Genomic DNA, 26,042 nt, shown 5'->3' with positions numbered 1-26,042 from the left:
ATTTCAAACCGACTAATCAATGCCCCTTTTTCATAGATATATTTTCCTTTTTTTCTTCTTTATTATCGTTGCAACTTCATCCGCGCAACAACTTGTTACAAAAAGGCCGACTTTCTATGCACTTCTCGGAACCTCTGGTGGCAAACTCAATCAATTTGATAAACTACTTCAAGACAGAGGATTGTCAGGACTTAGAAATAGATACCAAACTATTGGGGTAGGCTATCAGACTAGGATAAATGACTTTGTGCTAGGTATGGATCTCCTTCATAATAGAGGAGGAGTTAGCAAGTTGGATGATTATAGGATGAATTACAGGACTTCCAGAGCGTTGTTGAATGTTGGCTATGCATTTACAGAAGAGTCCCGTTTTCAATTGATTCATTACATGTCCTTGGGTGTAGGTTTCCTTAATTTTCAAATGTTACCCTCTCAGCCCTCAAAAAATCTTGATTCATTTTTAGCAAATCCTGAACAGGGATTTGTATTACGGAAAAAAGATATTCATAAAGGGACTTTTAATTACGGGAATTTCCTAACAGAGATTGGCTTTCAATTAAGCTATGATTTCGACCTTCCTGGGAGGAAGGAGGCCTTGCAGCTGATCACAAAAATGGGGTATTCATTTAGTCCTTTGCAGGGTAAATGGAACATGAATGGTATTTCATTTGACAATACGCAAAATGGAGCTTTCCTCAGAGTGGGAGCAGGCATTTCACTTCCAGATGGAAATTTCTTTTATAAAGATGCCAGCATTAGCATTTCTCTTATTCGAGGTGTTCACTTCAGCAACGCCAAAGAATTCAATGCTAAGTTGGAAGAAGCAGGGTTAAATTCTTTGGATGGAGCACCATCCAATTGGGGCTTGAGAATTTTGGGAAATACGGAACGTTTATTATATGGTGCAGAACTCTATAATCTTGCTTTGAGTGGAGCTGCAAATGAAGCAAAAAATCATTCATTGAATAGCCTTAGAGTCTACGGCAATATGGGATATAATCTGATCAAATACAGAAATTTTGGGGTGGGAGCACTCGCAGGCTTAGGATTTGGCAATATTCGATATTCACTTTTGAAAGTGGATAAACCTGATTTTCCTGAGTTATTTGAGCAGCGTAAATTTGATGGTTATTTAAAAAATAGTGGCTTAATGATGAAGCCAGAGGTCTTTGTGGATTATGGAATCCCGATGACCAAGCGTAAACTGTATAAACTTGTATTCACTGCAGCAGCTGGATATGAAATTCCTCTGGCAAATTATAGGCTGGGTAACCTAAGTATGTCAAGTTATATGGCTGGACCTTATTTGAGTTTCGGAATCGGAGTTAAGCCTTAATTTTATTTTTATTTCAATACAAATCCTTTTTTAGTGAAGCCTTTTAAGCGAAACTCCTGTTATATTATCAAAATGATATTAACTTTGAGCTGCTTATCGAGAAAGACTGAGGGAAGGGCCCAACGACGTCTTAGCAACCTGTAGCCAAGGTGCTAACTCCCATTCCGATTTATCGGAAACAGATGAGCGGACTAGTACTTTGTACTTCTCTCCGTGTTTTGCTCGACAAGCTTTTTGAACAACAAAAAAATAGTATGCAAAACAGAACGGAATCCCTACTTCAGCAACTTTCGCAGCGTATTTTAATACTCGATGGAGCCATGGGTACCATGATTCAACGTTATACCTTGACTGAAGAAGATTTTAGAACTCCTGAATTAGCAGATCATCCCAAGTCTTTGAAGGGAAATAATGACTTGCTATCTCTGAGCAAACCTCAGATAATCAAAGATATTCATGCCGAATATTTCAAAGCTGGAGCTGACATTATCGAAACAAATACATTTTCCGCTACTACGATTGCTCAGGCTGATTATAACCTTTCGCATTTAGCGTATAAGATCAATTTTGAATCAGCAAAGCTAGCTCGTGAGGTAGCAGACGAATTTACAGCACAAAATCCTGATAAACCTCGATTTGTAGCTGGAGCTATTGGGCCTACTAATAGAACAGCTTCACTTTCCCCGGATGTGAATGATCCTGGTTACCGAGCGATTACTTTTGATCAGCTAGCGGAAGCATATGCTGAGCAGGTGAGAGGGTTGTTGGATGGAGGATCAGATATCATTTTGGTGGAGACGATTTTTGATACCCTGAATGCTAAAGCAGCGCTTTATGCGATCCAGGATGTTTACGAAGAGCGGAATATTCCTTTGGATCCAAAAGATGGAGGTATTCCAATTATGATTTCGGGTACTATCACCGATGCATCTGGACGTACTCTTTCCGGTCAGACTACAGAAGCATTTTTGATTTCAATTTCTCATGTGCCTTTACTATCAGTTGGACTGAATTGTGCTTTGGGAGCGAAAGAGTTGAGACCTTATTTGAAAGTGCTGGCTAGCAAAGCACCATTTTTTGTGAGTGCATATCCAAATGCCGGTTTGCCAAATGAATTTGGTCAATACGATCAAGGAGCCAATGAAATGGCTGACCAAGTGAGAGACTTTTTGAAAGAAGGAATGCTAAATATCCTAGGTGGATGCTGTGGTACAACGCCTGAGCATATTTCCGCATTAGCACATATGGCTGCCAATTTTCAGCCTAGAAAGTTACAAGAAGAAGAATTAGAAGAAACGTTGGACTGAGAAGATGGCAAGAACTAACTACATGAAACTTTCGGGCTTAGAGCCCTTGGTTTTTACACCCGAAATTAATTTTGTCAACGTAGGCGAACGAACTAATATCACTGGTTCGAAGAAATTTGCCCGCTTGATATTGAATGGAAATTACGATGAGGCACTTGAGGTAGCCTTGGATCAAGTTAGAGGCGGAGCACAGGTGCTGGACGTCTGCATGGATGAAGGGATGCTTGATGGGGAATTTGCGATGGTCAAATTTCTCAATCTGATCGCTTCAGAGCCTGAGATTTCCAGAATTCCTATTATGATCGATAGTTCCAAATGGAAGATTATCGTCGCAGGATTGAAGTGTGTACAGGGAAAAGGAATTGTGAATTCTATTTCTCTCAAGAATGGTGAGGAAGAGTTTATTCAACAAGCCAAAACTGTAAAGAAATTCGGTGCTGCAGTAGTGGTGATGGCTTTTGATGAAGCCGGACAAGCGGATACTTATGAGCGAAGAATAGAAATCTGTGAGAGAAGCTACCGAATCCTTGTGGATCAGGTGAAGTTTAACCCTCAGGATATCATTTTTGATCCGAATATTTTTCCGGTTGCTACTGGGATGGATGAGCATCGCAAAAATGCACTTGACTTTTTCAATGCTACCAAGTGGATCAAAGCTAATCTTCCTGGTGCCAAAGTCAGTGGTGGAGTCAGTAATGTGAGTTTTTCTTTCAGAGGAAATAACCCAGTCAGAGAGGCAATGCATGCTGCATTTCTATACCATGCAATCAAAAGCGGTATGGACATGGGCATCGTGAACCCAACCATGTTGGAGATTTACGACGATATTCCAAAGGACTTGCTTGAAAGAGTGGAGGATGTGCTTTTTGATAGAAGAGAGGATGCCACTGAGCGTATGCTTGATTTTGCGGAAACTGTAAAGTCTGCCGATAAAAAGGAAGTGATTAATGAAGCTTGGCGCTCTGATCCTGTGTCCAAACGCATGGAGCATGCCTTGGTAAAAGGGATTTTGGATTTTATCGTAGAAGATACAGAGGAAGCGAGACTTGAGCTGAAAAATCCGCTGAAGGTTATCGAAGGCCCTTTGATGGATGGAATGAACGTGGTAGGTGATTTATTTGGCGAGGGAAAAATGTTTCTTCCTCAGGTGGTGAAATCTGCCCGAGTGATGAAGAAAGCGGTAGCCTATTTGGAACCATTTATGCCTTTACCTGAAGAAGGAGCCGAGGAGTCTTCCCTGAAAAAAATTCTTTTGGCAACAGTAAAGGGCGATGTTCATGATATCGGTAAGAATATCGTGGGTGTGGTTTTAGCATGTAATAGCTATCAAATTATCGATTTAGGAGTGATGGTGGATGCCCAGAAAATCATCGATGAGGCCGTAAAAAATAAGGTTGATATCATTGGACTCAGCGGATTGATCACTCCTTCATTGGATGAGATGGTCAATGTGGCTTCTGAGATGGAACGGCAGGGGATCAAAATCCCATTGCTCATAGGTGGTGCTACTACTTCAAGAATTCACACTGCAGTGAAAATCGACCCGGTGTATAGCGGTACTGTGATCCATGTAATGGATGCTAGTAAGTCTGTTCCCATAGCTGGAGAGGCCATTTCTGAGGAAACGAAGGAAGCTTATAGAATCAAATACAAGGAAATATATGCTCAACTTCGAGTAGAGCATGAAGCGAAGCAATCCTTGAAGCAACTTGTTTCTTATGAAGAAGCCAAAGCAAATCCAGTTGAAATAGATTGGAATACTTATGCGCCGGTTGCTCCCAAAAAACTTGGAAGAACGGTCTTAAAAGATCTGGACTTAAATGTGATAAGAAAGTACATAGACTGGACTCCATTTTTCAGTACATGGATGCTCAGTGGGAAGTTTCCAAAGATATTCTCTGATCCTGTAGTCGGAGCTGAAGCCAAGAAAGTCTATGATGAGGCAAATGAAATGCTAGATCGAGCAATTGCAGAAAAATGGCTTTCTGCGAATGCGGTTTTCGGACTTTACCCTGTACAAAGATCTGAAGACGATGCAGTGGTATTTGATGAAGCTGGAAATAAGACTGCATCCTTTCACTTTTTGCGCCAGCAAGGCAAAAAAGGGAAGGGAGTACCCAATCGCTCCTTAGCTGATTATTTGCATCCTTCCGAGAAAGATTATTTGGGATGTTTTGCGGTCACCTCAGGAATCGGAATGGAAAAGAAACTTGCCGAATTCCAGAAAGCAGGTGATGACTACAATGATATCATGTTCAAATCCATTGCAGACAGATTAGCTGAGGCTGCTGCTGAATATATCCATGAACTAGTTCGAAAAGAATATTGGGGCTATGCTCCAGAAGAAAATCTGGAAAATGACTCCTTGGTACGTGAAGAATACCTCGGAATCAGACCTGCGCCAGGCTATCCGGCTTGTCCTGAGCATTCGGAGAAGACCACGATTTCACAGCTGTTGGATATGGAGCAGGAAATTGGAATCGAACTGACTTCCAGTTTTGCTATGTATCCTACATCATCAGTTTCAGGATATTTCTTTGGACATCCAGAAAGTAAATACTTTGGCCTTGGAAAAATAGGAGAAGATCAAGTGGCCAGCTATGCTGAGCGAAAAGGTATTACACTCAAGGAAGCTGAGCGTTTATTATCTCCTAACCTTGCTTACCAACCTAATTTAACCCTAGTAGAACCTACTTCATGAAGATAACCGAACACTTAGGAAACGCGAAAGACACGCTTTTTTCCTTTGAAATATTACCTCCGCTGAAAGGGCAAAGTTTGAAAGAATTGCTTGAAGGAATTGCTCCTTTGATGGATTTTAATCCGCCTTTCGTAGATGTGACTTACCACAGAGAGGAGTTTATTTACAAAAAGCATCCGAATGGCTTACTTGAAAGGGTGAGTACCAAAAAACGTCCGGGTACAGTGGGCATTTGTGCAGCGATTATGAATAGATTCAAAGTCGATGCTGTGCCTCATTTACTTTGTGGAGGATTTTCCAGAGAAGAAACTGAGAATGCTTTGATAGATCTCAATTTCATCGGGGTAGAAAATGTCCTAGCGCTTCGTGGTGATGCGCCAAAATCTTCGGGAAAGTTTATTCCTGAACCTGAAGGTCATTCTTATGCCTGTGAATTAGTGGAGCAGATCGTCCGTATGAATGAAGGAAGATATTTGCATGAGGAGACGGAGATTGGTTTTCAGACTGATTTCTGTGTGGGAGTAGCGGGCTATCCTGAGAAACACTTTGAGGCGCCGAGTCTTAAGTTTGACTTGAAGCGACTGAAAGAAAAAGTGGAGAAAGGAGCAGAGTATATCGTAACTCAGATGTTTTTTGATAATGCGAAGTACTTTGAGTTCGTAGACCAAGTTCGAGCTGCCGGGATTACAGTTCCCATCATTCCAGGAATTAAGCCTATCACGACTATTGGTCAAATTACCATGCTGCCAAGGACCTTCTTTTTGGACTTGCCTGATCCGCTTATGGATGAGTTGGAAAAGTGTAAAACAAATACAGAGGTCAAAGCAGTAGGTATTGAATGGTCAATTCAGCAGTGTAAGGAATTGGTGAAAAAGCAGGTTCCATCGCTACATTTCTACACCATGAGTAAAGCGGATACTACGTATAAAATTGCGAAGGAAATATTCTAGAATTGCAACTTGAAATATAAGCAAAAAGCCTTCTGAATTAATTTTCAGAAGGCTTTTTGGTAAATTGAAACTCTTAATCTTTTTGAAGTTTCAAAGAGATTTCTTCAAACTCCTTTTTGGTTTCATCGCTTAGCTTGTCAAAGTTTTTCTCCAGCCAATCTAAGCTTTCCTGAGTGGCATCTTCAATGTCCTCAGCTGTATTTTTGGTGCCTTTTTCTATATCAGCAGTAGTTTTGTCCCACCAAGTTTCCACATTGTCCATGTGCATCTCGGCAGTTCTTTCAAAGTTCTCAGATTCAGCTTTGGCATTTTTCACTATAGTTTCATAGCGCTCCTCGATCATTTCCAAGTTGTCATCTTCGACTTTCAAGTCCTCATAAACTTTTTCTGCTCTATTGTCCAAGCTATCGTATCGTTCATCGATAATTGACCAGTTGTGAACTGGAATTATTTTAACTGCAGTCTCTACGCTATCCACATAATTTTCAAGGTTGGTAGTTACTTCTACACGATCTTGCTCAGTGTAGTTCTTCGTGTCACAGGCAAACATCGCCAACGCTGATGCTCCTATAATAAGTGTTGCTTTCGTTTTCATTTTAAGGTTGGTTTTGTTGTAAAAAGGTTGTTAGTGGTTATATACATTGGTTCAGTGTGCAATCCTTCTACCAACTTAAAAAGCATAAATTCAAAAAAGTCGATAAAACGGCTTCTGTTCTATTTTTAGGCTGTTTTTACTCTGTTTTAAGCCAATAGTTTCAGGTAGTTTATCCTAACTTATACTCCACAATTCATGAAAAAAATTTCCCAACCCTCCACATAATTTGCTTCTATTTTCCTTTTGAGTTGTGAAGAATGATCCGCATCCGTTTTGAATTTATTGGTATGGAGATCAAGTTGGATATCTTTGGGTATGATCAAGCTTATAGAATGTCCAAGAGACGCGATGCAGGGAATTCCAGATTTTATAGATACAGCCATCAAAGCAGCCTATATCAATCAACTTCTGGAAGTTGGGTTCGATACGGTTGATTTTGGGAGTTTCGTGAGTCCCAAGGCTATTCCGCAGATGCGTGATACAGCTGAAGTATTGAGTTTGTTGGATTTGCACAATGCAAAGAGTAAGCTGCTTGGTATTGTAGCCAATGTAAGAGGGGCAGAAGATGCAATGCATTTCCCTGAAATAGATTATTTGGGTTTTCCGCTATCTGTATCTGAGATCTTTCAACAGCGAAATACAAATGCCAGCATAGCTCAGGCTTTAACAACTGTTGAAGAAATCCAGAATCTCTGTGAGGTGAAAGGAAAGACACTGGTGACTTACCTAAGCATGGGTTTTGGTAATCCTTATGGTGATGCTTATTCTCCGGAGATAATTGCTGAGTTTGTTGAGAAGCTAGATCAGTTAGGAGTGAAAATCATCTCATTATCTGATACGATTGGCGTGGCAGACCCTACTTTGATTACGAGTTTGTTGAGTCTTCAGATTGCTACTTTTCCCCACATTGAATTTGGTGCACATCTTCATAGTAAGCCAGAAGATATTGCAGAAAAAGTCAGAGCAGGAGTGAAGGCAGGCTGTAAAAGATTTGATGGGGCGCTAAAGGGATTTGGTGGTTGTCCTATGGCAAAGGATGAGTTGGTCGGCAATATGGCAACTGAAGTTATGATAGAGACTTTGGAGACTGATGGTTTTGATCTTAACCTGAATAAATTGGAATTTGGAGAAGCTATGAAGTTGGCTGGGTTTGTTTTTAATCCGAGAAATCCTTAAACCAACAACCTGTATTTTTTTCCAGGAAGGGACTTTACGATTCCTTCAAATTCCAAGGCCAAGAGTTTAGAGGATAGTAATCCCAAAGGTATTTCCGTGGAAATACTCAAAGAATCAATTTCCACATCGCCTTTTTCCTTTAAGAGCTTAAGGATTTCTTGCTCATCTTCATCCCGATTTGTCAAATCAAAACTAGGCTTCTGAGTTTTGACTTCTCCCGGTTTGCTCCAAAAAAGTGCTTCAGCAATGTCGTTTGGCCCGGTGTATATATTCGCTTTCATCTTCTTGATCAGCAAGTTGCAACCCTCGCTGTATTGGGATTGCAGGTTTCCAGGGACTGCAAAGACATCTTTATCATAACTATAGGCTATCTCAGCCGTGATCAATGCTCCGCCTTTTTCAGCCGCTTCGACTACGATCAGTGCATCGGAAAGACTGGCTATAATTCGATTTCTAGCCGGGAAGTTACCTGGAACCATGGTGCTTCCTGGGGCATACTCACTAATCAACCCACCTGTTTCTAGTATGGATTCTGCCGTTTTTCTATGAACAGCTGGGTAAATCCGGTCAATAGGGGAGCCCATTACAGCAATTGTTGGTAGACCTACTGCTAAAGCGGCTCTATGTGCTTCAATGTCTATCCCGTAGGCCAAACCGGAGATTATCGCAGGTTGATAAATAGCAAGGTCTTCGATTATTTTGCGAGTGGCGGATTTACCATAGCTTGTTGCGCTGCGTGTACCTACGACGCCCACAGTTCGATCAAAGTTCAGGTTGGCTTTCCCTTGGGCAAATATCACAACAGGGCTATCTTCCTGTTGCTTGAATCGCTGCGGAAAGTGTGGGTGGATTGAACTTAGTATTTCGAAATTCCTTTTTTGGCACTCCTTGATCAAATCATCAGCTTTTCTGAGCAGCTCGTTTTCTTGATTTCGTAATGCAAGAAGTTTTTCACCGACTTTGGGAGTTTTGGCAACCTTTCCTCTTGGTAGTTGAAAAAAATTAGTTGCAGAACCTGAATAGGCTATAATGGCTTTAAATACGCTAGGACCAATTTTTGGAGCTAGGGATAATGCGAGAAGATATCTTAGATCCTCATGAGCCTGATTTTGCATTGAATTCGTCCCGAATATTTATTAAAAAATCTCTGATTTCCTGAAGCTTCTGCACTGCCTGAACCTTATCAAATCCTTGCTCTTTGCCGGCTTTGATCACTTCCTGAGCGCCCTGAAGTGTGTACCCTTTTTCTTTTACCAGATGATAGATGTACTTGATCTTCTGGATATCAACCTTGGTGTACCGACGATTGCCCTTTCTATCTTTCTTTGGGCGAATAATATCAAATTCACCTTCCCAGTATCTTATCAAAGAAGGTGCAACCTTGAACATTTGTGCTACTTCCCCAATGGAGTGGTATTTCTTTTCTATTTCTCGCTCTTTGTACGGCACGGTAAAAATATCTTTAGCTCTAAATTAATGAAAATGCGATAGGTTCTTCAACAAGAACTTTTACTCAACAAGAAAAAAACGATTATTTTATCGATTTAGTGTTTGTAGCATCTGAACAGCTGCAAGTCCGGCAGTCTCAGTACGCAATCTTGCTTTACCCAAAGATACTGGCTTAAACCCTGCCACAAAAGCTTTTTCAATTTCGATTGGGTCAAAATCACCTTCTGGGCCTACTAAAATCAAGTATTTTCCATTTGGCTCTGCGCTGTCAAATAAGTGATGATCATGGTGCTCATCCACATAAGCAATGAATTTCTGATAGCCTTCAAATTCTCCAGAATCTAGAACCTCATCCAGTTTGGAAACCGGGTGAAGCGTTGGAACTCGGTACTTCAAGCTTTGCTTGCATGCAGAAATGATCTTTTTCACAAGTCGATCGGTCTTGAGATAACTCCTTTCAGAGTTCATAGTTTCCAAAAGTGTCAGTTCATGGAATCCAATTTCTGTGATTTTCTCCACCATCCATTCCATTCGATCTGGGCTTTTAGTAGGAGCGATTGCCAGGTGGATGTGGAATGGTTCTTTCTCTACCTCGGTGGTTTTTATAACTTTAAGGCTGGTTTTTTTTGGGTTTGCCTCTATGATCACACAATCGAAAAGTGTCCCTTCTCCATTCGTAACAAAGACTTGATCACCTTGCTTTTTGCGAAGCACCCTACAGAGATGCTTTGACTCATCAGGCTCCAAACTGATCAGGGGAGGAGAAATATTTTCTTGAAAAAAAAGTTGCATATGAAAATCTCTAAGACACAAAAAAAGCACATTTCCTTAGAAATGTGCCTTAGTATTATATAAACCTTATAACCTATTATCCTTTTGATACTTCCATGCTGACAGACTTGCCTTTGATGGTGTTATTCTTCATTCCGTTGATCACTTGATCCGCGTCTTTAGAAGGAACATCTACAAAAGAGAAGTTGTCATAGATATCGATTCCACCGATGCTACGTCCTTGAATACCAGTTTCTCCTGCTATAGCTCCTACGATGTCATTTGGTCTGATTCTATCTTTTTTACCTAGATTCAGGAATAAACGAGTCATGTTTGCTTCACGAGCTCTCTCAGGTTTTTTACCACCGTCTCTTGAGCCACCGTCACGAGATCCGAATTCTCTTCTTCTTTCGCCACCGCGTTCTCCACCTCTTTCGTTTCTTCCGCCTCTATCGCCACGCTCTCCTCTTTCAAATCTTCCGCCACGTTCGCCTCTTCCTCCGTCACGTCCACCTTCTCTTCTTCTATCTCCACCACCGTAAGTATCAATGCTGAAGTTCTGCTCGCTCATTTCTTTCACTGAGTCGCCCATTACTAATTTCATCAATCCTACAGCTACCTGATCGATCGTAAGTCCTTCAGCAAGCATCTGTCCGATAGTAGCTTCGAATAGTTGATTATCTTCTGATTTCTCAATTTGTTCTGTTACGCTTTTTACGAATTGAGCTTTTTTCAATTCGATCAAATCAGCTGCAGAAGGAGGGGACATCTTCGTGATAGTAGCTTTGGTATATCTTTCCAAATCTCTCATTTTGAAGCTATCTCTTCTTCCTGTTACAAAGTTGATTGCTTTACCATCTCTGCCTGCACGGCCAGTACGACCGATACGGTGAACATAATATTCTTCATCCAGAGGAAGGTCGAAGTTGAATACAGCTTCAACATTATCCACGTCAATACCTCTTGCAGCTACGTCGGTTGCAACTAGTACTTTGCAATGCCCCTTACGGAACTTACCCATTACTTTGTCACGCTGAGCTTGAGAAAGGTCACCATGAAGTGCATCAGCAGCGATTCCTCTAGCTATTAAGCCTTCAGTAACTTCATCTACCATTCTCTTAGTATTACAGAATACTACGCTTAGGTTGATGTTGTGAACGTTCATCAAACGAGCCATCAATTCCAATTTCAATGGATTCTTAACCTCGTAATATGTTTGCTCAATATTAGAAACCGTAAGTTCTTTTTTATCGATTTTAACGATCTCAGGATTTGTCTGGTATTTTCTAGTCAAGTCCATGATAGGCTTGGCCATTGTTGCTGAGAAGAAAACAGTTTGTCTTTCTTCTGGCATTTCCTGAAGAATAGCCTCGATATCATCTCTGAAACCCATGTCTAGCATCTCATCAGCCTCATCCAAAACTAGGATGCCAACTGAATCAAGCTTCAATGTGCCACGGTTGATGTGATCTTGTACACGGCCCGGAGTACCAACTACGATCTGAACTCCTTTGCGAAGAACTCTGATCTGACGGTCGATAGACTCACCACCATATATGGCAACAGAATTAATCTGTCTGTGGTATTTTGCAAGTTTCTGGATTTCTCCTTCTACCTGAACAGCAAGTTCACGTGTAGGGCAAAGAATAATTGCTTGAGGCTTGTTGAAATCCGAATCGACTAGGTCGATAATTGGAATAGCAAAAGCTGCTGTTTTACCCGTACCAGTTTGAGCTTGTCCGATGACATCTCTACCCTGTAGGATAAAAGGAATTGATTGTGATTGAATTGGGGAAGGTTGGGTATAGCCCATCTCTTCCACTGACTTAAGAATTTCCGCAGAAATTCCCAAGTCTGAGAACTTGAGTGTTTGATCCATGATGTTTCCTTAATTTCCCTGCCATTCGGTCCTAATAAATATCCCGACAAGCGACAGTAAGGAATTCACGGCACGAAAAATTGTTCTTTGTCTTATTGACGGCACAAAAGTAATATTAAATATTTTGAATACCAAACTGTTTTTGAAAGTATTTAGAATAATACTTAAAAATTCACCGTTTTAGGAGAAAAATATTTGGTTGCAAGTAATCTAGGCTAGCTTTCCCAAGGATTGTATGGTAAGTTAAGATATGAGCTCTATAATTTTCCCTACAACTTTAGCATGAAATAAGGGATCGATTTCACCTGCTTTATAAAGTATGATTCGTTGGTCTGCCGTGAATATCCGGTTTGGTCTTATGTTACTTGATTTGAAAAGTGAGCCTTCAATGATTCGATTCTCGGGTAGCACTAAAGCCCATTTGTCTTTGATAATTTTGGATGTGATTTGACAAAGCAGGTAATCGCCATTATCAGCATTGGCCAAAACTAAAGCAGGCCGTCTTTTTGATGCACTCAAATCTGAAAACGGAAAAGTAACTTCTACGATATCGCCTTTTACAAATTCTTCCATTGTTCATCTTCTTCTTTTGATAGCCAGTCTTTGGCTAAGGATTTTTCCGAAGCATAATGTATCATAGAAGGTTCTTCCACTTTATTGCTTGTAAGCTCATTTTCTAAGAAAAAATAGAGTTCTTTTTTGTCCTCGTTAGACAGGCTTTGAAGTGATTTCTTCAGGTCTGTTAATGATATATCTAGCCGTAAAGTTTTCATTACTCAAAGATATTCAAATAATTAGTCATTTTCCAGAAGGAGTTAATCTTACAATCTTCCAATATTTAAATTTTCCAATCTCAATCACAAAAACGCTTTATCCTCACTCGCTTCTGCTGTCATTTCCTCAGCCAAGGCTTTACCGAGGTATTTATCAATAACTCCATGTGCTACATAAAGTAGGGGAGTAAGCACAATAGCCACAGTCATTTTGTAAATGTAATTCATGATTCCCACCGCAATGATTTGGCTGAGGCTCCAGTTTCCAAATACATAGAAAGCTATTCCGAGCACGACAAATGAATCAATGAATTGACTCACCAAAGTAGATCCCGTTGCTCTGAGCCAAATTTTATTCTCTCCTGTGACCGATCTTAATTTTTGGAAGACGTAGACATCGATTAGCTGTCCAAGTAAAAAGGCAGTAAGTGAACCAATGATAATCCCTAATCCCTGTCGAAAGATCGTGTTGAATGCATAACTGATATTAAAACTTTCGCCAGCTGGAGTGGTTGCATTTACATCCAGCCAAAAATCCGCGGGTGTCAATGCTGTAACTACACTAATTACTATAAATGCATAGGCAATCAGCCCGGCAGTCAAAAATGAAATTTTCTTAACGCCTTTTTTTCCGAAGTACTCATTGATAATATCAGTGGTAATAAATACGACAGGCCAGATCACGGCTCCTGCAGTCAAGTTGAAATCCAATAAGTATTCTCCAAAGAAAGTCCAGTTGACAGGATCAAAACCCAAGGTTTTCTCTGCTGAGAATATCTTTACCCCGATGATTTCAGCCAAAATAGCATTGGTAAGGAAGATGCTTCCCAGGATGATAAATAGGTTAGTTTTTCTGGAGTTTTGAGACTTGTTCATAGTGCATAGATTGAGCCTTCCTCACTTAAGATTGAATTTTCAAAAATTGTTTTTGCTTCTTCCAATAAAGGCTCGAGATGAACATATCGGGAGGAGAAATGACCTAGAAGCAACTTTTTCACTTGACTCATTTTCGCTATTTCGGCAGCTTGCTTGGCAGTGCTATGATAGGTCACAGCTGCCCGTTCCAGATTATCCTCCATAAATGTGGATTCATGATAAAGCAGATCTGCATTTTTGATGTATTGCTTCAACTCTGGGTTGTAGATAGTATCGGAGCAATAAGCGTAGGAGCGGAGTGGGGGCAAAGGATAAGTGTATGTTTTTACTTTGTAAACTTTTCCTTGCTCGTCTTTATAATCTTCCCCTTGGCGAAGTGACTGGATAGCCGCAAGTGGCACCTCATTCTGTAGAAGTTTCTCTTTGATCATACTTCTCAGTCCATGTTTTTCTTTGACTAGAAATCCTGTCGTAGGCAGTCTATGTTTTAATGGAAAGCTGAAAACTTGGTATCGGGAGGTTTCCAGGAGAAGGTTTAATCCATCGTCATGTGTTTCCACAAAATTCAAAGGATAGGGGAATTTGGTATTACTATATCTGAAATTGGTGGTGATGATATCATCCAATCCCTTTGGTCCATAAATGGTCAGGGGAGTAGTTCGCTTTCCTAAACTGTAGCTGGAGAGCAAACCAATCAAACCATAATAATGGTCGCCATGAAGATGCGAAATGAAAATATTTGAGATTTTGGAGACTTTGACCTTGTAGGCACGAGCTTGTAGCTGCATGGCTTCTCCACAATCCAGCAGTAAAAAATCCTGCCCAAATCTAACGACTTGGGCAGTATGATGTCTTCCATGCACAGGGATGGAAGATGTGTTTCCTAATATGGTGACTTCAAAGTCTGGTATCAACTCTCCTCCTCTTCTTCCTCTTCTTCACCGCTTTCGATAGCATGCATGAATATAGCTTCGCTAGCTTCTTCAAGAGAGCTCACCAAATTCAGTTTCTTATCCAACATGGAGATTTTCAACAGTTTCATTACGTGGTCTTGAACGCCTGAAATGATGAAAACACCGCCGTTTTTACTAAACTCGCGGTCTCCTACCAAAAGAGCGCTAAGCCCCGAAGAATCTACATATTTCACTTCGCTCATATCTAAAACTAGATTTTCGAAGCCTTCAGCATGAATCGTCAACAATTCAGATTTTAAAACTGGAGCAAGTAATGAATCCAATTTCTCTTCCTGGGGAGTGAAGATGACGTACTGTTCTTTTTTATCAATTGAATATTTCATGTGTTTATTATTGTTTTTTATTGGTCATCCCGATAGCTATCGGGAGGAATCTCGCAGATTAAATAATCATTACGTTGTGAGAACTATTTCGCCATGCTTGATTTCCTATTGTTATTAAGTTGGGCCTTTAGCCTAGGTGTTTAAGGATTGCTTTCTCTATTCTAGACTCAATTTCTGTTGTATTTGCTTTTTGGAATGTTTCTCCTGTGATTTTTTCGAAGAGCTCAATATAGCGATCAGAGATGCTTTCTACAATTTCATCAGTCATTTCTGGCACTGTTTGTCCATCCTTGCCTTGAAAACCATTCGAAATTAACCATTGTCTAACAAATTCTTTGGAAAGTTGTTTCTGTGCGATTCCCTTCGCCTGATTTTCTTCGTAGCCATTAGCGTAGAAATAGCGTGAAGAATCCGGCGTATGAATTTCATCTATGAGAAGAATCTTACCTCCAACTTTTCCGAACTCATATTTGGTATCTACCAAGATCAGTCCCATTTCATTTGCCATTTCCTGACCTCTTTGAAATAAAGCTCTAGTGTACTTTTCGAGTTGCACATAGTCTGCTTCACTCACGATTCCTTGTTTTAGAATTTCTTCTCTGGAAATATCTTCGTCGTGGCCTTTGTCAGCTTTAGTAGTAGGAGTGATGATAGGCTCAGGAAAAGGATCATTCTCACGCATGTGCTCTGGCATGGATACGCCGCAAATCTCTCGTTTTCCTGCTTTGTGCTCTCTGGCTGCATGACCTGACATGTATCCGCGGATCACCATTTCTACCTTGAAAGGCTCGCAACGCGTACCAATTGTGACGTTTGGATCTGGAATAGAAGTAACCCAGTTTGGCACAATGTCAGAAGTAGCTTGAAGGAATTTTGCAGCGATCTGGTTTAAAACCTGACCTTTATAAGGAATTGGTTTAGGCAATACTACATCAAAGGCTGAGATTCTATCTGATGCGACCACAACCAATTCTTTATCAAACATATAGACATCGCGAACTTTGCCTTTGTAAAATCCTTGCTGTCCTGGGAATTGAAAATGGGTTTCTTTGATTGCGTTACTCATCCTTTTATCGTTTGGGCAAAAATAGAAAAAGCTTTTCCTTTCTTCTCTTTCAATATCTATTATTTCTCGGTTTTGTTTCCGTTTTCGTAGGTTTCTGTTTTAATCAGATTCCCTTGTTCATCGAAAAACTCTCGCTTTCCATGCATTTTTCCAGCTTGGAAACGTCTGATTTCTTCCAAAGATCCATCTCCCCTATAAATCCTTACTTCTCCTTGAGCTTTATTATTTAGATAATTTATTCCAAAATAAACTTGCCCATTATCGAAGTAGTTGATCTCCATCATGAGATTACCATTTTTATCAAAGGTCTTTTTCTGCTCAATGTTACCGGAAGGATAGTACTTTTCGGTTGGTTGTATAGGGATTCCTTTTTTGAAAACTGATTTTTCCCTCAACATCCCATTTTCGTGAAAAGATAATAATTCACCATCCTCATACCCTTTTTTGTAATTTCCTCTTCTTTCTGGAGCTCCGTCTGGATAATTCAGTTCATAAACTCCATCCAACACCCCATCAGAATAATCTATGACAGATAATACTTGTCCATCTTCATAGTATTGAGTTTCCCTTCCATTGAGGTCTCCATTTGAATAAGTTGCAGAAACGATCAACTGTCCATTTTCATAAAATTCCTGAAAAAGCCCATCATACCTACCTTCCGAAAAATTAACTTTGGATGCTTGCTTTCCAGATTCATAAAAAGTTTCGCTCGGCCCATTTGGTTTATTGACTGAGAAGATAGTTCTGTCGCTGACTTGACCAGATTCGTAGTAGGTAATCACCTCACCCTCAATCTGATTGTCAGAAAATGTGGATATCTGCTTTAGCTTTCCATTTGGGTAAAAGCTCTTTGAAACTCCTGATCGGATATTATCTACAAAAGGAGTAGTCCTCAAAGTGTCTCCGGTTTCAGGATCTAAGTCAGCAAAAATTCCATTACGCTGACCGTCTTTTAATTCGCCGATTTGAATGAGTTTTCCTTCTTCGTCAAAACGCTTGATTTCTCCATTTGCCTCACCATTTATAGTGAAATACAACTCTTTCAAAATTGTTTCCTCCTCATCGTAGTAGGTTCGAATGGTGTCCTGCCCAAAAGAAAAATTGGTAAGTAGGAGGAAAGAGGCTAGAAGGAATAATTTATTCATAGTTAAAAAGAAACCGCAGGATAAAGCATCCTGCGGTAAGTGAAATTGCAATAAGATTACATCTTCTCTAAGACTATGGCAGAAGCTCCGCCACCGCCGTTACATATTCCTGCAACGCCGATTTTACCATTTTTTTGATGTAAGACTGAGTTCAACGTGCTGATGATTCTTGCGCCAGAAGCTCCAAGAGGGTGGCCCAAAGAAACTGCTCCTCCAAAGACATTTACTCTTTCATTGTCAAGGTTCAACTCTTTCTGATTAGCTAATGCTACGGCAGAGAAAGCTTCATTGATCTCATAGAAGTCAATATCCTCAGCCTTCAAGCCAGCATGTTGAATTGCTTTAGGGATTGCTAGGGCAGGAGCGGTAGTAAACCAAAGTGGGTCAGTAGCCGCATCTGCAAATCCTCTGATCTTAGCCAAAGGTTTTAAACCCAGTTCCTCTGCTTTTTCCTTGCTTACCAAAACTAGCGCAGAAGCTCCGTCATTCATTGTGGAAGCATTCGCAGCTGTGACAGTTCCTTCTTTGTCGAATACTGGTCGAAGCGAAGGAATCTTATCAAACATCACATTCTTATATTCCTCATCTTCGTCAATGACGATTGTTTCACCTTTTCGGCCTTTCATTTCCACAGGCACCACTTCATCTTTGAAGTAACCTTTAGCCCAGGAATCGGCAGATCTTTGATAGGATTGAATAGCATATGCATCCTGAGCTTCTCGGGAAATGTTCATTTCCTTTGCAGTATTATCTGCGCAGTTTCCCATTGGGAATTTATAATACACTTCGAAAAGACCGTCTTTCACTAAACCGTCTACGAATTCAGCATTTCCATATTTATAGCCAAATCTCGCTTTTGGAACATAGAATGGCACATTGGACATACTTTCCATTCCACCTGCTACCACTACGTCATTGATTCCCAACATAATGGACTGAGCACCAAACATCACTGCTTTCATGCCTGAAGCACAAACCTTATTGACTGTAGTACAAGGGACATTATATCCGATTCCAGCACCTATAGCTGCCTGACGTGCAGGAGCTTGTCCAAGATTAGCGGAAATTACATTTCCCATAAAAACTTCCTGAACTGATTCTGATTTTACACCTGCTTTTTCTAGGGCACCTTTGATGGCCGTGCTACCAAGTTCTATTGCTGTCAATCCAGCTAATTTCCCACCAAAGCTCCCCAAAGGGGTTCTAACGGCCGAAACAATATATACTTCTTTAATCATAGTTATTTGGGTTTAAATTAAGATGCTAGATTTAAGACACTAGACATTAGATTTTAGAACCGAGAGCCAAGAACCAAGAAGTTAGAATCAAGAGTCTTGGTATTAGAGTTATGAATTTAAAATCTTGTAAATCACAAAATCACAAAGAATTTTAATGACTGCTAGACATCAAATTTTGCAGATTCTAAAGTCTTGAATCTTGTGTCTAAAGTCTAGCTTCTAGATTTTACCAATCAGGAATACCTCTCTTAGGTCTCTCTGTGGCCTTTTTCTTGTTTTGCTGTATGTAGCGTAATTCTGCAGCGTTCATACTTTCCAGAATTTGCTCAGCTTGCTCAGGAGTCAAGTTCATTGCTTTCAGCTTTTCCTTAAACTCTTCCATAGCCTTTTGCTTGTCAGCTAGATTTGCATCTTTCTGATCATTCGCGTTTTCTCCAGGCTTATCCTCGCTTTGCTCAGAAGGATCTCCAGATTGAGATTCTTTGGCTTTATCCTCATCGGTTTTTTCGCCATCCTCCTTTTGCTCTTGCTGTTCGCCATCCTCTCCTTGTTGAGAGTTATCTTTTTGATCCTGCTTTTCTTCCTGGTTTTGCTGATCTTGATTCTCCTTGTTATCTTGATCCTGCTTGTCTTGCTCTTCCTTATCTTTTTCCAACTTTTCCTTCAACGCCTGTAGTTTTGCATCTCCAGGATATTTAGTCAATCCATCGTTTACTGTAGCCAAAGCCTGGTCTTTTTCAGTTTTGACATAGGATCTCGCTGCGCGATTAAAGTATTCGCCTGAAGTTTGGGCTATGCTGCTGGATAAGCTTAGGGTAAAAACAAATCCCAGAAGTAATAGAAGTTTATTTCTCATCGATCTCTGTAATTTCTTGTAGACTCGTCATAAAATCTTTGTAAGCATCAACGGTTTCATCTTGAAGCCTAGCTTCATTCATTAGGTTCAACGCATCTTTGAAGCGGAATTGTTCCACTAACCGATCTGCCTCTGCTTTTTTACGCTTCGCAAATTCCGATGGTTCCGGCTTATTTTGGTCTTCATTCTTGCGTTCCTCATCACGTTGCAACCACCTTGCCAGCAATTCATAATTGTATCTGGCTACTTCATTATTCGGGTTTTGAATCAATGCGGATTTGAATTTGGAGAGGGCAGGCTCGTACTCCTTTTTATCTCCTAATAATACGCCACCTTGATTGTATGCGAAAGACGCAAGCATCTTATTTGGAGCAATTGAAGCTTTGTCGTAATAGCCTGCAGCTTCGTCCACTTTTTCAGCAAATTGATTGCTCAATCCAAGGTTGTAATCAAGCTCTGGAGAAGCATACCCAAATTCATCTACTAGAACCTGATGGTTGATGATAGACTGCTCGTATTCAGCTTTGGCGTAGCTTTCTCCTGCCAAATCAATGGCGGAATTCAACCTGGAAACTCGAGTCCAAGATGCGGGAATCAGAAGAAAAACTGCTAATGTTAGCTTACTCCAGCTCATTTATAATTTGATAGTTTTGATCGGTAAAATCATGTCCAGCATAGAAAGAACTAAGCCAGCCAATAAGAAATAGAAATATTTATTTGCGGAAGCTTCCACCACTCGGGATCCTGTCACTCCACCTTCCACACGCTCAATAGCGGCAGTTAAATCTCCAATTTCCTGAACTTCATCGGATATCTCAAAATATGCACCATTAGTCTCAGCAGCTATTTGCTGAAGAGGTGTACGGTCAAGTACCGTCTGCGCAGGCTTGCCGGTTTGCGGATCTATTACCAAACCATTTCCTCTTGGAATGCTGCTTCCACCTTCTGTTCCAATGCCTAAGGAAAATACTTTAATTCCTTCACTGTTTAATCGTGAACCAATTTCGTCGAGATCATCTCCGAAATTTTCTCCATCGGAAATCAAAATAATCGTTTTGGACTTCACTTCCTGGCTTTCGTCATTAAGAAACCTTTCTTCCGCCATTCTCAAAGGACCGTTAAGATCTGTTCCGAAATTTGGAACCAAGCCTGTATTTAATCCATCGATATATAACTGAAGTACACTTTGATCAAACGTAAGAGGGCATTGCATGAATGCCTCCGAACTGAAGATGATCAAACCTATTCTATCAGAAGGAAAGCTTTTAGTCAGGTTTTTTAACTCAAACTTAATTCGCTGAAGGCGACTGGGGCCAATGTCTGTAGCATTCATCGACTGAGATAAATCTACTGCAATGAAGATGTCCTTGCCTTCTTCCTGTATTTCTTTCAGGGAAGTTCCTATGGAAGGTCCAGCAAAAGCAATAAGGAATAACACAAAATAGACGGTTCTAATAACCACCTTAGTGAATAGCCTGCGCTTTTCCACCACCAGTTTTCGATTGATCTTCCAGTAGCGAAATAAATAGATAAAATACAGCAAGCCGAATATGCCGGCTAGCAAGAGGGTGAGTTTTACGTCCGGATATGCCCAAATCATAGCCTGAAATTATAAAATAAAGATTACTTTAAAAGCGAGAATACGATAAGTGGTAAAGGTAAATTCAAATGTTCTTGATAATTAACAAACATTAATTTTTTTGAATCGTCTAGTTTTGAGATTACAATTCTAATTAACAAAGGATGAAGCCAACTGGCAAGCTTAGCAAATTCATTTTCCTGTCTTTTTTTACTTTACTGTTTTGCAATGCCAGTGCTCAGGAAACGAGCTATTTCTCGGCAGAGGTAGTTGATGTGATTAATACAACGCCACTTCCAGGTGCTAGCGTCTATTGGGAAAATGATGTTTCTTCGGGCGTAGTCTCGGATATTAATGGCGTCTTTCGGATAAAAACAAAACCCTTACCAGCTCGCCTGATAGTTTCTTTCATAGGTTATGAAACATCTTCTCGTGTCATTACTACCAAGGACCTTGAGAAAACGCAACGTTTTTTCCTAAAGCCAGAGGAAATGTCTCTTGACGAAATCATCATACAGGAAAGAAGACCTGATGAGCAAGTCAGGAATATGGAAACAGGAAAGGCAACGATCCCTATTGCTACGATTAAAAATATTCCTGCACTATTCGGCGAAGTAGATTTACTAAGAAGCTTGCAACTGCTTCCAGGAGTACAGACCGCGGGAGAAGGAACTACAGGGTTGTTTGTTCGGGGAGGCTCGGCAGATCAGAATTTAGTGCAGTTGGACGGTGCGCCGATTTATAATGCGTCCCACTTCTTTGGTTTCTTTTCAGTGTTTAATCCTGATGCCCTTGATCAAGTGGAACTTTACAAAGGAAATATGCCGGCTTCCTACGGGGGAAGGCTTTCTTCATTGATAGATGTGACTTTGCGCGAGGGAAACAATGAGCAGATCCATGGGGAAGGAGGAATTGGGAGTATATCTTCCAGGTTGACCTTAGATGGCCCCTTGTTTTCGGATAAATCCACCTTCGTTATTTCCGGCAGAAGGACTTATGCGGATTTGTTTTTGAAACTCTCCAATGATAACGACATCCGAAACAACAAACTTAATTTCCATGATTTGAGTGGGAAATTGTCATTTATTCTAGGTGAAAAAGATAAGCTGACCGTTTCCAGTTATCAAGGAAGTGATTTTCTGGGGCTGGATGATCAATTTGGTTTGGGTTGGACCAACTGGATTTCCTCAGCTCAATGGAGTAGAAATGTCTCTGAAAAGCTGTTCTTTGATTTGCAGGGGTACCATTCCCGATATAACTATCGCGTAGAATTTGATGATCCTAATGCAGGTTTTGAATGGAAAAATAGATTATCAGAAACTGGAGTAAAAGGGCAGTGGACCTTACTTAAAAGTGATAAAATCCAAAGCTATTGGGGTTTCCAAAGCCAGTTGTATCATTTTGCGCCGATAGAATTAAATCCTGCGACTGAAAGTAATATTCAGCCAATTGTCACCAATCCTAAAAATGGTTTGTTGAATAGCGCTTTCGCTGGAATCACCTACGAAATCACTCCCAAATTAAGTACCGAAGCTGGACTCCGCTGGGGATTTTTCAACCAGGTAGGAAAAGGTGTTGATTATATCTATGAAAACAACGTTGTAGCACCAGGTATTCCAATTACTGATTCGCTGAATTATGAGTTACTTGAGAACATTAAATTTTACCAAGGCTTGGAGCCTAGAATCGCGTTCAGGTATTTATTCAATGATGAATTCTCCTTCAAAGCTGCTTATAACCGTAATTTCCAATATGTACAAATAGCTTCAAATTCTTCTGCAGGTCTTCCCATCGATCGTTGGATTCTGGCAGGAACCTATGTTCCCCCGATTCGATCCGATCAAGTTTCATTGGGATTATTTCGGAATTTTGATGAGAACCGCTGGGAGTTTTCGGTTGAAGGATATTACAAGGACTTAAGAAATGTAATTGATCTGCGAAATGGGGCTCAGGTGTTATTTACAGACAATGTAGAAACGGAACTGCTTACTGGAAACGGTTGGTCTTACGGTGCTGAATTTTTGTTGAGGAAAAATATTGGGAAAACTACCGGTTGGTTGGCTTATACCTATTCCAGAACCTGGCGAAAAATAGAGGGTATCTCTCTGGATCAAGCATATAATCCGAGATTCGATAGGCCACATGATGTTACGCTGGTTTTGAATCATGAATTTTCTCCTTCCTGGTCGGCAGGTCTTACATTTATTTACACCACCGGGCAGGCTGTGTCATTTCCTATAGGTGTTTATGATCTGGATAATCAATCAGTTCCCTTGTATTCTGATTATAGAAATGAAGATCGTTTTCCTGATTACCACCGAATGGATGCCTCAGTCACTTGGAAAAATGCCGACAAAGGAAGAAAATGGAAAGGCAGCTGGAACTTCTCCATCTATAATTTGTATGGTAGGAAAAATCCTTTTGCCTATGAATTCAGAGAGATTTACAATGATGATTTCCGATACAATAGCAGTGAAGATGGACCAATAGTGTCAACCCGACAAGGCATAGTGATGACTTACCTCTTTACATTTTTACCATCAATTACCTACAATTTTCAGTTTTAGCATGAAGAGATTTTGGATTTTGATACTTGCATTTGCTGCTTTTTCCTGTCAGGAGGAAGTGTTTTTACCGTTGGCGACTATTGATGGGGATATGCCGGTGATTGAAGCTGTTTGGACTGATAACACCTTTTACAATGAGGTGAGGATCTCATTGGCCGAGAATTATTTTGACACCTTGGATACTCAATTAATATCGGATGCCGAGGTATTCATTTCAGTAGAGGGCAGCTCGCGCAAAATCCCTTTTGGCTTTAATGTTTATTCAAATAGTTATTTGCCACTCAACGCCGGGGAGAAAGCTGAGATAGGGGAGACCTATCGGTTAACGGTGCTTTGGAATGATAATGAGTTTACTTCCTCAGGGACACTTTTGGCTCCTCCTACTGTCGATAGTGTGACCTATGAATACCAGGAAGATCGATTGTTTCGGGAGGAGGGGTACTACATCAAAGTATATGGAAAGATCCCTTTTGAAGAGGATAATTATTATAGAATCAAGGTCATTGAAAACGATACACTGAAAAACGACCGTGACGATTATTTGCTTTTCGATGATACGTTTGGTTTGAAGTTTTTTGAAGAAGGTCTTGAATTGAATTATTCCTTCAATGTAGGAGATAAAGTAAGGCTTGAACTTTATAGAATGAATGAAAGTGCCTATGATTACATATCCCAGTTGGTAAATCTCTTGTTTAATGATGGAGGTTTATTCTCCCCGCCGCCTCAAAATCCAGATTCCAATATCAGAGTGGTAAAAGGTGATTCTGATGTTTTGGGATTTTTCAATGTTACTTCCGTGCTCAGTAGAACCATCAAAATTGAAGAAAAAGAAGAATAATTTTTTATTCAGAATTACTTTATCGTAATATTGCAATATAATTATGGGAATTACTAAATCTGATCTCTTCACTGTGCAGCAAAATGAACTGGCACAACTGGCAAAAGCAATGGGGCACCCCGCCCGAATTGCGATTTTGCAGCATCTGCTAGCCGCTAAATCCTGCATCAACGGAACCTTGGTCCTAGAACTTGGACTAGCTCAGGCTACAATTTCCCAGCACCTAAGGGAGCTGAAGGAAATCGGCTTGATCAAAGGAACGGTAGAGGGAGTATCAGTGAGCTATTGCATTAACTCCTCGAAGTGGGAGTCGGTCAAAGGACTATTTAATGGTCTTTTTGATCAGCATGCTGAAGCATGTGAGACCAAGGATTGTTGTTAAAAAAAATTTGAATTTATTTATCGTAATATTACAATTAAACTAATAAGCTATGAAACTATCAGAGATAAAAGCTGTACTACCAGCATTGTCAGAACTTCAATTTTTGATGCCTTCCGGCGTAAAAGTTCCCGCTCATTTCCATATTACTGAAGTGGGGCAAATCAATAAGAAGTTCATCGATTGTGGAGGTACGGTGAGGGAGGAAAAAGCTATTAACTTCCAGCTGTGGGAAGATGGCGATTTTGATCATAGACTTGGTGCCAAGAAATTATTGGACATTATTTCGCTTTCTGAAAGGGTACTTGGGCTGCAAGATTTGGAAGTGGAAGTAGAGTATCAAAGTGATACAATTGGCAAATATGGTTTGGATTTCAACGGAGAAGCTTTTGTGTTGACTACCAAAATGACGGATTGCTTAGCCAAGGATAAATGCGGAATTCCTGCAGCTAAGCCTAAGGTTAGATTAGCTACTTTGGCAAATGAATCCGCTTCTTGTACACCTGGTTCTGGTTGCTGCTAAATGAACCCTACTAAGATGTTTCCAAAAATTCAATCTATAATTGATACTTTTTCTAGGCATTCTCTCTCCGCTGAGCGGGAGGAAATGCTTAGTCAGTTGGCTGAATATATTATCAAGAAGCTTCAGCATGAAGAAAAAGTAGCCTTGAATTTTATCTGCACGCACAATAGCAGGAGGAGTCAATTGGCTCAGGTTTGGGCGCAAACGGCCGCGAATTATTTCGATATTCCAGCTTTGTGTTATTCTGGTGGGGTGGAAATCACAGCCTTTAATGAGCGTGCAGTTATAGCCCTGGAATCGAGTGGCTTTCAAATCAGCAAAGAAGGGTTGGTCAATCCTACTTATTCTATTTTCTCAAGCTCTGACTCTAAACCGATTCTAACTTTTTCAAAGACCTACGACGATAAAAATAATCCGCAAACTGGTTTTGCTGCAATTATGACTTGTGATCATGCTGATGAGAATTGCCCGTTTATACCAGGTGCTGACTTTCGCCTTCCTTTAAGATACTTGGATCCAAAGGCTTTTGATGATACTCCTTTTGAAACAGAAAAATATTTAGAACGCTCCCTCCAAATTGGAGCAGAGTTATTTTTTGCTTTTTCTAAAGTTCGTCAAGCTATTGATTAAAAGGGTGGTATGATCAAACACGATTAGTTTTACTGCTAAATTTTTTCACAACAATTCTAAAATCTCCGTAGTAATACGAAAAAATCGTAGGATTATTAAAAATTCGTTTTT

26 protein-coding genes and 1 riboswitch are annotated in these 26,042 nt (G+C 40.3%); of the genes, 10 read left to right on the top strand and 16 right to left on the bottom strand.

Annotated elements, in window-relative coordinates:
• Nucleotides 1–19 precede the first annotated feature (19 nt).
• The 4 genes from ACPUEN_RS06850 (at nucleotide 20) to metF (ending at nucleotide 6,294) form a co-directional block, all read left to right on the top strand.
• Nucleotides 20–1,336: a hypothetical protein gene (locus ACPUEN_RS06850; RefSeq protein WP_425639362.1), complete on the top strand. Its 1,317-nt coding sequence runs from the start codon at nucleotides 20–22 to the stop codon at nucleotides 1,334–1,336.
• A 90-nt stretch (nucleotides 1,337–1,426) separates the two neighbouring features.
• Nucleotides 1,427–1,525, top strand: a riboswitch (SAM riboswitch).
• Between the two features lie 65 nt (nucleotides 1,526–1,590).
• Nucleotides 1,591–2,643, top strand: a complete 1,053-nt coding sequence (locus tag ACPUEN_RS06845; protein WP_425640159.1) for a homocysteine S-methyltransferase family protein — start codon at nucleotides 1,591–1,593, stop codon at nucleotides 2,641–2,643.
• Between the two features lie 4 nt (nucleotides 2,644–2,647).
• Entirely contained in the window at nucleotides 2,648–5,344 is a 2,697-nt protein-coding gene (gene metH / locus ACPUEN_RS06840) for a methionine synthase (RefSeq protein WP_425639361.1), read from the top strand.
• Nucleotides 5,341–6,294: a methylenetetrahydrofolate reductase [NAD(P)H] gene (metF, locus tag ACPUEN_RS06835; RefSeq protein ID WP_425639360.1), complete on the top strand. Its 954-nt coding sequence runs from the start codon at nucleotides 5,341–5,343 to the stop codon at nucleotides 6,292–6,294. The genes metH and metF overlap by 4 nt, the downstream gene beginning before the upstream one ends.
• 73 nt (nucleotides 6,295–6,367) lie before the next feature.
• Here the strand turns inward: metF and ACPUEN_RS06830 are convergent, their stop codons facing one another.
• Nucleotides 6,368–6,889, bottom strand: coding sequence for a hypothetical protein (locus ACPUEN_RS06830; protein ID WP_425639359.1), 522 nt, complete (start codon nucleotides 6,887–6,889; stop codon nucleotides 6,368–6,370).
• Nucleotides 6,890–7,204: 315 nt separating this feature from the next.
• On the opposite strand from ACPUEN_RS06830, the gene ACPUEN_RS06825 reads away from it, so the two are divergent.
• The gene (locus ACPUEN_RS06825; RefSeq protein WP_425639358.1) at nucleotides 7,205–8,065 is read left to right on the top strand and encodes a hydroxymethylglutaryl-CoA lyase; all 861 of its coding nucleotides are present in this window, start codon (nucleotides 7,205–7,207) and stop codon (nucleotides 8,063–8,065) included.
• On the opposite strand, the gene dprA is transcribed toward ACPUEN_RS06825, so the two are convergent.
• The 15 genes from dprA to ACPUEN_RS06750 all read right to left on the bottom strand — a co-directional run bounded on the left by dprA (nucleotide 8,062) and on the right by ACPUEN_RS06750 (nucleotide 21,015).
• A complete protein-coding gene (dprA, locus tag ACPUEN_RS06820) occupies nucleotides 8,062–9,180 on the bottom strand; it encodes a DNA-processing protein DprA (RefSeq protein ID WP_425639357.1) in 1,119 nt (372 codons plus the stop codon). The genes ACPUEN_RS06825 and dprA overlap by 4 nt on opposite strands.
• The gene (locus ACPUEN_RS06815) at nucleotides 9,161–9,514 is read right to left on the bottom strand and encodes a MerR family transcriptional regulator (RefSeq protein WP_111613102.1); all 354 of its coding nucleotides are present in this window, start codon (nucleotides 9,512–9,514) and stop codon (nucleotides 9,161–9,163) included. The genes dprA and ACPUEN_RS06815 overlap by 20 nt, the downstream gene beginning before the upstream one ends.
• 87 nt (nucleotides 9,515–9,601) lie before the next feature.
• A complete protein-coding gene (locus ACPUEN_RS06810; protein ID WP_425639356.1) occupies nucleotides 9,602–10,306 on the bottom strand; it encodes an RsmE family RNA methyltransferase in 705 nt (234 codons plus the stop codon).
• Nucleotides 10,307–10,382: 76 nt separating this feature from the next.
• Nucleotides 10,383–12,164, bottom strand: a complete 1,782-nt coding sequence (locus tag ACPUEN_RS06805; RefSeq protein WP_425639355.1) for a DEAD/DEAH box helicase — start codon at nucleotides 12,162–12,164, stop codon at nucleotides 10,383–10,385.
• A gap of 243 nt (nucleotides 12,165–12,407) precedes the next feature.
• Nucleotides 12,408–12,737, bottom strand: coding sequence for a type II toxin-antitoxin system PemK/MazF family toxin (locus ACPUEN_RS06800; protein WP_425639354.1), 330 nt, complete (start codon nucleotides 12,735–12,737; stop codon nucleotides 12,408–12,410).
• The gene (locus tag ACPUEN_RS06795; protein ID WP_425639353.1) at nucleotides 12,722–12,937 is read right to left on the bottom strand and encodes a hypothetical protein; all 216 of its coding nucleotides are present in this window, start codon (nucleotides 12,935–12,937) and stop codon (nucleotides 12,722–12,724) included. The genes ACPUEN_RS06800 and ACPUEN_RS06795 overlap by 16 nt, the downstream gene beginning before the upstream one ends.
• An 84-nt stretch (nucleotides 12,938–13,021) precedes the next feature.
• Nucleotides 13,022–13,813 (bottom strand): queuosine precursor transporter, encoded by a 792-nt coding sequence (locus tag ACPUEN_RS06790; protein ID WP_425639352.1) that lies wholly within the window; start codon nucleotides 13,811–13,813, stop codon nucleotides 13,022–13,024.
• Nucleotides 13,810–14,727: a ribonuclease Z gene (locus ACPUEN_RS06785; RefSeq protein WP_425639351.1), complete on the bottom strand. Its 918-nt coding sequence runs from the start codon at nucleotides 14,725–14,727 to the stop codon at nucleotides 13,810–13,812. Before ACPUEN_RS06785 ends, ACPUEN_RS06790 begins: the two co-directional genes overlap by 4 nt.
• Nucleotides 14,724–15,110 (bottom strand): STAS domain-containing protein, encoded by a 387-nt coding sequence (locus ACPUEN_RS06780; RefSeq protein ID WP_425639350.1) that lies wholly within the window; start codon nucleotides 15,108–15,110, stop codon nucleotides 14,724–14,726. Before ACPUEN_RS06780 ends, ACPUEN_RS06785 begins: the two co-directional genes overlap by 4 nt.
• 127 nt (nucleotides 15,111–15,237) lie before the next feature.
• Nucleotides 15,238–16,176 carry a phosphoribosylaminoimidazolesuccinocarboxamide synthase gene (locus ACPUEN_RS06775; protein WP_425639349.1) on the bottom strand — a complete coding sequence of 313 codons (939 nt, stop codon included), beginning with the start codon at nucleotides 16,174–16,176 and terminating at the stop codon, nucleotides 15,238–15,240.
• A 59-nt stretch (nucleotides 16,177–16,235) separates the two neighbouring features.
• Nucleotides 16,236–17,321 (bottom strand): toxin-antitoxin system YwqK family antitoxin, encoded by a 1,086-nt coding sequence (locus ACPUEN_RS06770; RefSeq protein ID WP_425639348.1) that lies wholly within the window; start codon nucleotides 17,319–17,321, stop codon nucleotides 16,236–16,238.
• 56 nt (nucleotides 17,322–17,377) lie between these two features.
• Nucleotides 17,378–18,556 (bottom strand): acetyl-CoA C-acyltransferase, encoded by a 1,179-nt coding sequence (locus tag ACPUEN_RS06765; protein WP_425640157.1) that lies wholly within the window; start codon nucleotides 18,554–18,556, stop codon nucleotides 17,378–17,380.
• Between the two features lie 229 nt (nucleotides 18,557–18,785).
• Nucleotides 18,786–19,415: a hypothetical protein gene (locus ACPUEN_RS06760; RefSeq protein WP_425639347.1), complete on the bottom strand. Its 630-nt coding sequence runs from the start codon at nucleotides 19,413–19,415 to the stop codon at nucleotides 18,786–18,788.
• On the bottom strand, nucleotides 19,405–20,049 hold the full coding sequence (locus ACPUEN_RS06755; RefSeq protein WP_425639346.1) for a hypothetical protein: 645 nt from the start codon (nucleotides 20,047–20,049) through the stop codon (nucleotides 19,405–19,407). The genes ACPUEN_RS06760 and ACPUEN_RS06755 overlap by 11 nt, the downstream gene beginning before the upstream one ends.
• Nucleotides 20,050–21,015, bottom strand: coding sequence for a vWA domain-containing protein (locus ACPUEN_RS06750; RefSeq protein WP_425639345.1), 966 nt, complete (start codon nucleotides 21,013–21,015; stop codon nucleotides 20,050–20,052).
• Nucleotides 21,016–21,158: 143 nt separating this feature from the next.
• On the opposite strand from ACPUEN_RS06750, the gene ACPUEN_RS06745 reads away from it, so the two are divergent.
• Genes ACPUEN_RS06745 through ACPUEN_RS06725 form a run of 5 tightly spaced genes read left to right on the top strand, consistent with a single transcriptional unit; the run spans nucleotide 21,159 to nucleotide 25,931 of the window.
• Nucleotides 21,159–23,561, top strand: coding sequence for a TonB-dependent receptor (locus tag ACPUEN_RS06745; RefSeq protein ID WP_425639344.1), 2,403 nt, complete (start codon nucleotides 21,159–21,161; stop codon nucleotides 23,559–23,561).
• A 1-nt stretch (nucleotide 23,562) separates the two neighbouring features.
• Nucleotides 23,563–24,399, top strand: coding sequence for a DUF4249 domain-containing protein (locus tag ACPUEN_RS06740; protein ID WP_425639343.1), 837 nt, complete (start codon nucleotides 23,563–23,565; stop codon nucleotides 24,397–24,399).
• Between the two features lie 43 nt (nucleotides 24,400–24,442).
• A complete protein-coding gene (locus ACPUEN_RS06735; RefSeq protein ID WP_425639342.1) occupies nucleotides 24,443–24,781 on the top strand; it encodes an ArsR/SmtB family transcription factor in 339 nt (112 codons plus the stop codon).
• Nucleotides 24,782–24,830: 49 nt separating this feature from the next.
• The gene (locus ACPUEN_RS06730) at nucleotides 24,831–25,301 is read left to right on the top strand and encodes a DUF6428 family protein (protein WP_425639341.1); all 471 of its coding nucleotides are present in this window, start codon (nucleotides 24,831–24,833) and stop codon (nucleotides 25,299–25,301) included.
• 15 nt (nucleotides 25,302–25,316) lie between these two features.
• Complete coding sequence (locus ACPUEN_RS06725) at nucleotides 25,317–25,931, top strand: protein-tyrosine-phosphatase (protein ID WP_425639340.1); 615 nt, start codon at nucleotides 25,317–25,319, stop codon at nucleotides 25,929–25,931.
• The last annotated feature ends 111 nt before the right edge of the window (nucleotides 25,932–26,042 follow it).

Origin of the sequence: Algoriphagus yeomjeoni, assembly GCF_049821175.1 — a bacterium.
GTDB lineage: Bacteria > Bacteroidota > Bacteroidia > Cytophagales > Cyclobacteriaceae > Algoriphagus > Algoriphagus yeomjeoni_A.
This window is presented reverse-complemented; position numbering and strand designations above follow the sequence as displayed.

Coding starts and splice junctions, on each gene's coding strand:
- ACPUEN_RS06850 (WP_425639362.1), top strand. CDS start 20: ATGCCCCTTTTTCATAGATATATTTTCCTTTTTTTCTTCTTTATTATC.
- ACPUEN_RS06845 (WP_425640159.1), top strand. CDS start 1,591: ATGCAAAACAGAACGGAATCCCTACTTCAGCAACTTTCGCAGCGTATT.
- metH (WP_425639361.1), top strand. CDS start 2,648: ATGGCAAGAACTAACTACATGAAACTTTCGGGCTTAGAGCCCTTGGTT.
- metF (WP_425639360.1), top strand. CDS start 5,341: ATGAAGATAACCGAACACTTAGGAAACGCGAAAGACACGCTTTTTTCC.
- ACPUEN_RS06830 (WP_425639359.1), bottom strand. CDS start 6,889: ATGAAAACGAAAGCAACACTTATTATAGGAGCATCAGCGTTGGCGATG.
- ACPUEN_RS06825 (WP_425639358.1), top strand. CDS start 7,205: ATGATCAAGCTTATAGAATGTCCAAGAGACGCGATGCAGGGAATTCCA.
- dprA (WP_425639357.1), bottom strand. CDS start 9,180: ATGCAAAATCAGGCTCATGAGGATCTAAGATATCTTCTCGCATTATCC.
- ACPUEN_RS06810 (WP_425639356.1), bottom strand. CDS start 10,306: ATGCAACTTTTTTTTCAAGAAAATATTTCTCCTCCCCTGATCAGTTTG.
- ACPUEN_RS06805 (WP_425639355.1), bottom strand. CDS start 12,164: ATGGATCAAACACTCAAGTTCTCAGACTTGGGAATTTCTGCGGAAATT.
- ACPUEN_RS06800 (WP_425639354.1), bottom strand. CDS start 12,737: ATGGAAGAATTTGTAAAAGGCGATATCGTAGAAGTTACTTTTCCGTTT.
- ACPUEN_RS06795 (WP_425639353.1), bottom strand. CDS start 12,937: ATGAAAACTTTACGGCTAGATATATCATTAACAGACCTGAAGAAATCA.
- ACPUEN_RS06790 (WP_425639352.1), bottom strand. CDS start 13,813: ATGAACAAGTCTCAAAACTCCAGAAAAACTAACCTATTTATCATCCTG.
- ACPUEN_RS06780 (WP_425639350.1), bottom strand. CDS start 15,110: ATGAAATATTCAATTGATAAAAAAGAACAGTACGTCATCTTCACTCCC.
- ACPUEN_RS06775 (WP_425639349.1), bottom strand. CDS start 16,176: ATGAGTAACGCAATCAAAGAAACCCATTTTCAATTCCCAGGACAGCAA.
- ACPUEN_RS06770 (WP_425639348.1), bottom strand. CDS start 17,321: ATGAATAAATTATTCCTTCTAGCCTCTTTCCTCCTACTTACCAATTTT.
- ACPUEN_RS06760 (WP_425639347.1), bottom strand. CDS start 19,415: ATGAGAAATAAACTTCTATTACTTCTGGGATTTGTTTTTACCCTAAGC.
- ACPUEN_RS06755 (WP_425639346.1), bottom strand. CDS start 20,049: ATGAGCTGGAGTAAGCTAACATTAGCAGTTTTTCTTCTGATTCCCGCA.
- ACPUEN_RS06750 (WP_425639345.1), bottom strand. CDS start 21,015: ATGATTTGGGCATATCCGGACGTAAAACTCACCCTCTTGCTAGCCGGC.
- ACPUEN_RS06745 (WP_425639344.1), top strand. CDS start 21,159: ATGAAGCCAACTGGCAAGCTTAGCAAATTCATTTTCCTGTCTTTTTTT.
- ACPUEN_RS06740 (WP_425639343.1), top strand. CDS start 23,563: ATGAAGAGATTTTGGATTTTGATACTTGCATTTGCTGCTTTTTCCTGT.
- ACPUEN_RS06735 (WP_425639342.1), top strand. CDS start 24,443: ATGGGAATTACTAAATCTGATCTCTTCACTGTGCAGCAAAATGAACTG.
- ACPUEN_RS06730 (WP_425639341.1), top strand. CDS start 24,831: ATGAAACTATCAGAGATAAAAGCTGTACTACCAGCATTGTCAGAACTT.
- ACPUEN_RS06725 (WP_425639340.1), top strand. CDS start 25,317: ATGTTTCCAAAAATTCAATCTATAATTGATACTTTTTCTAGGCATTCT.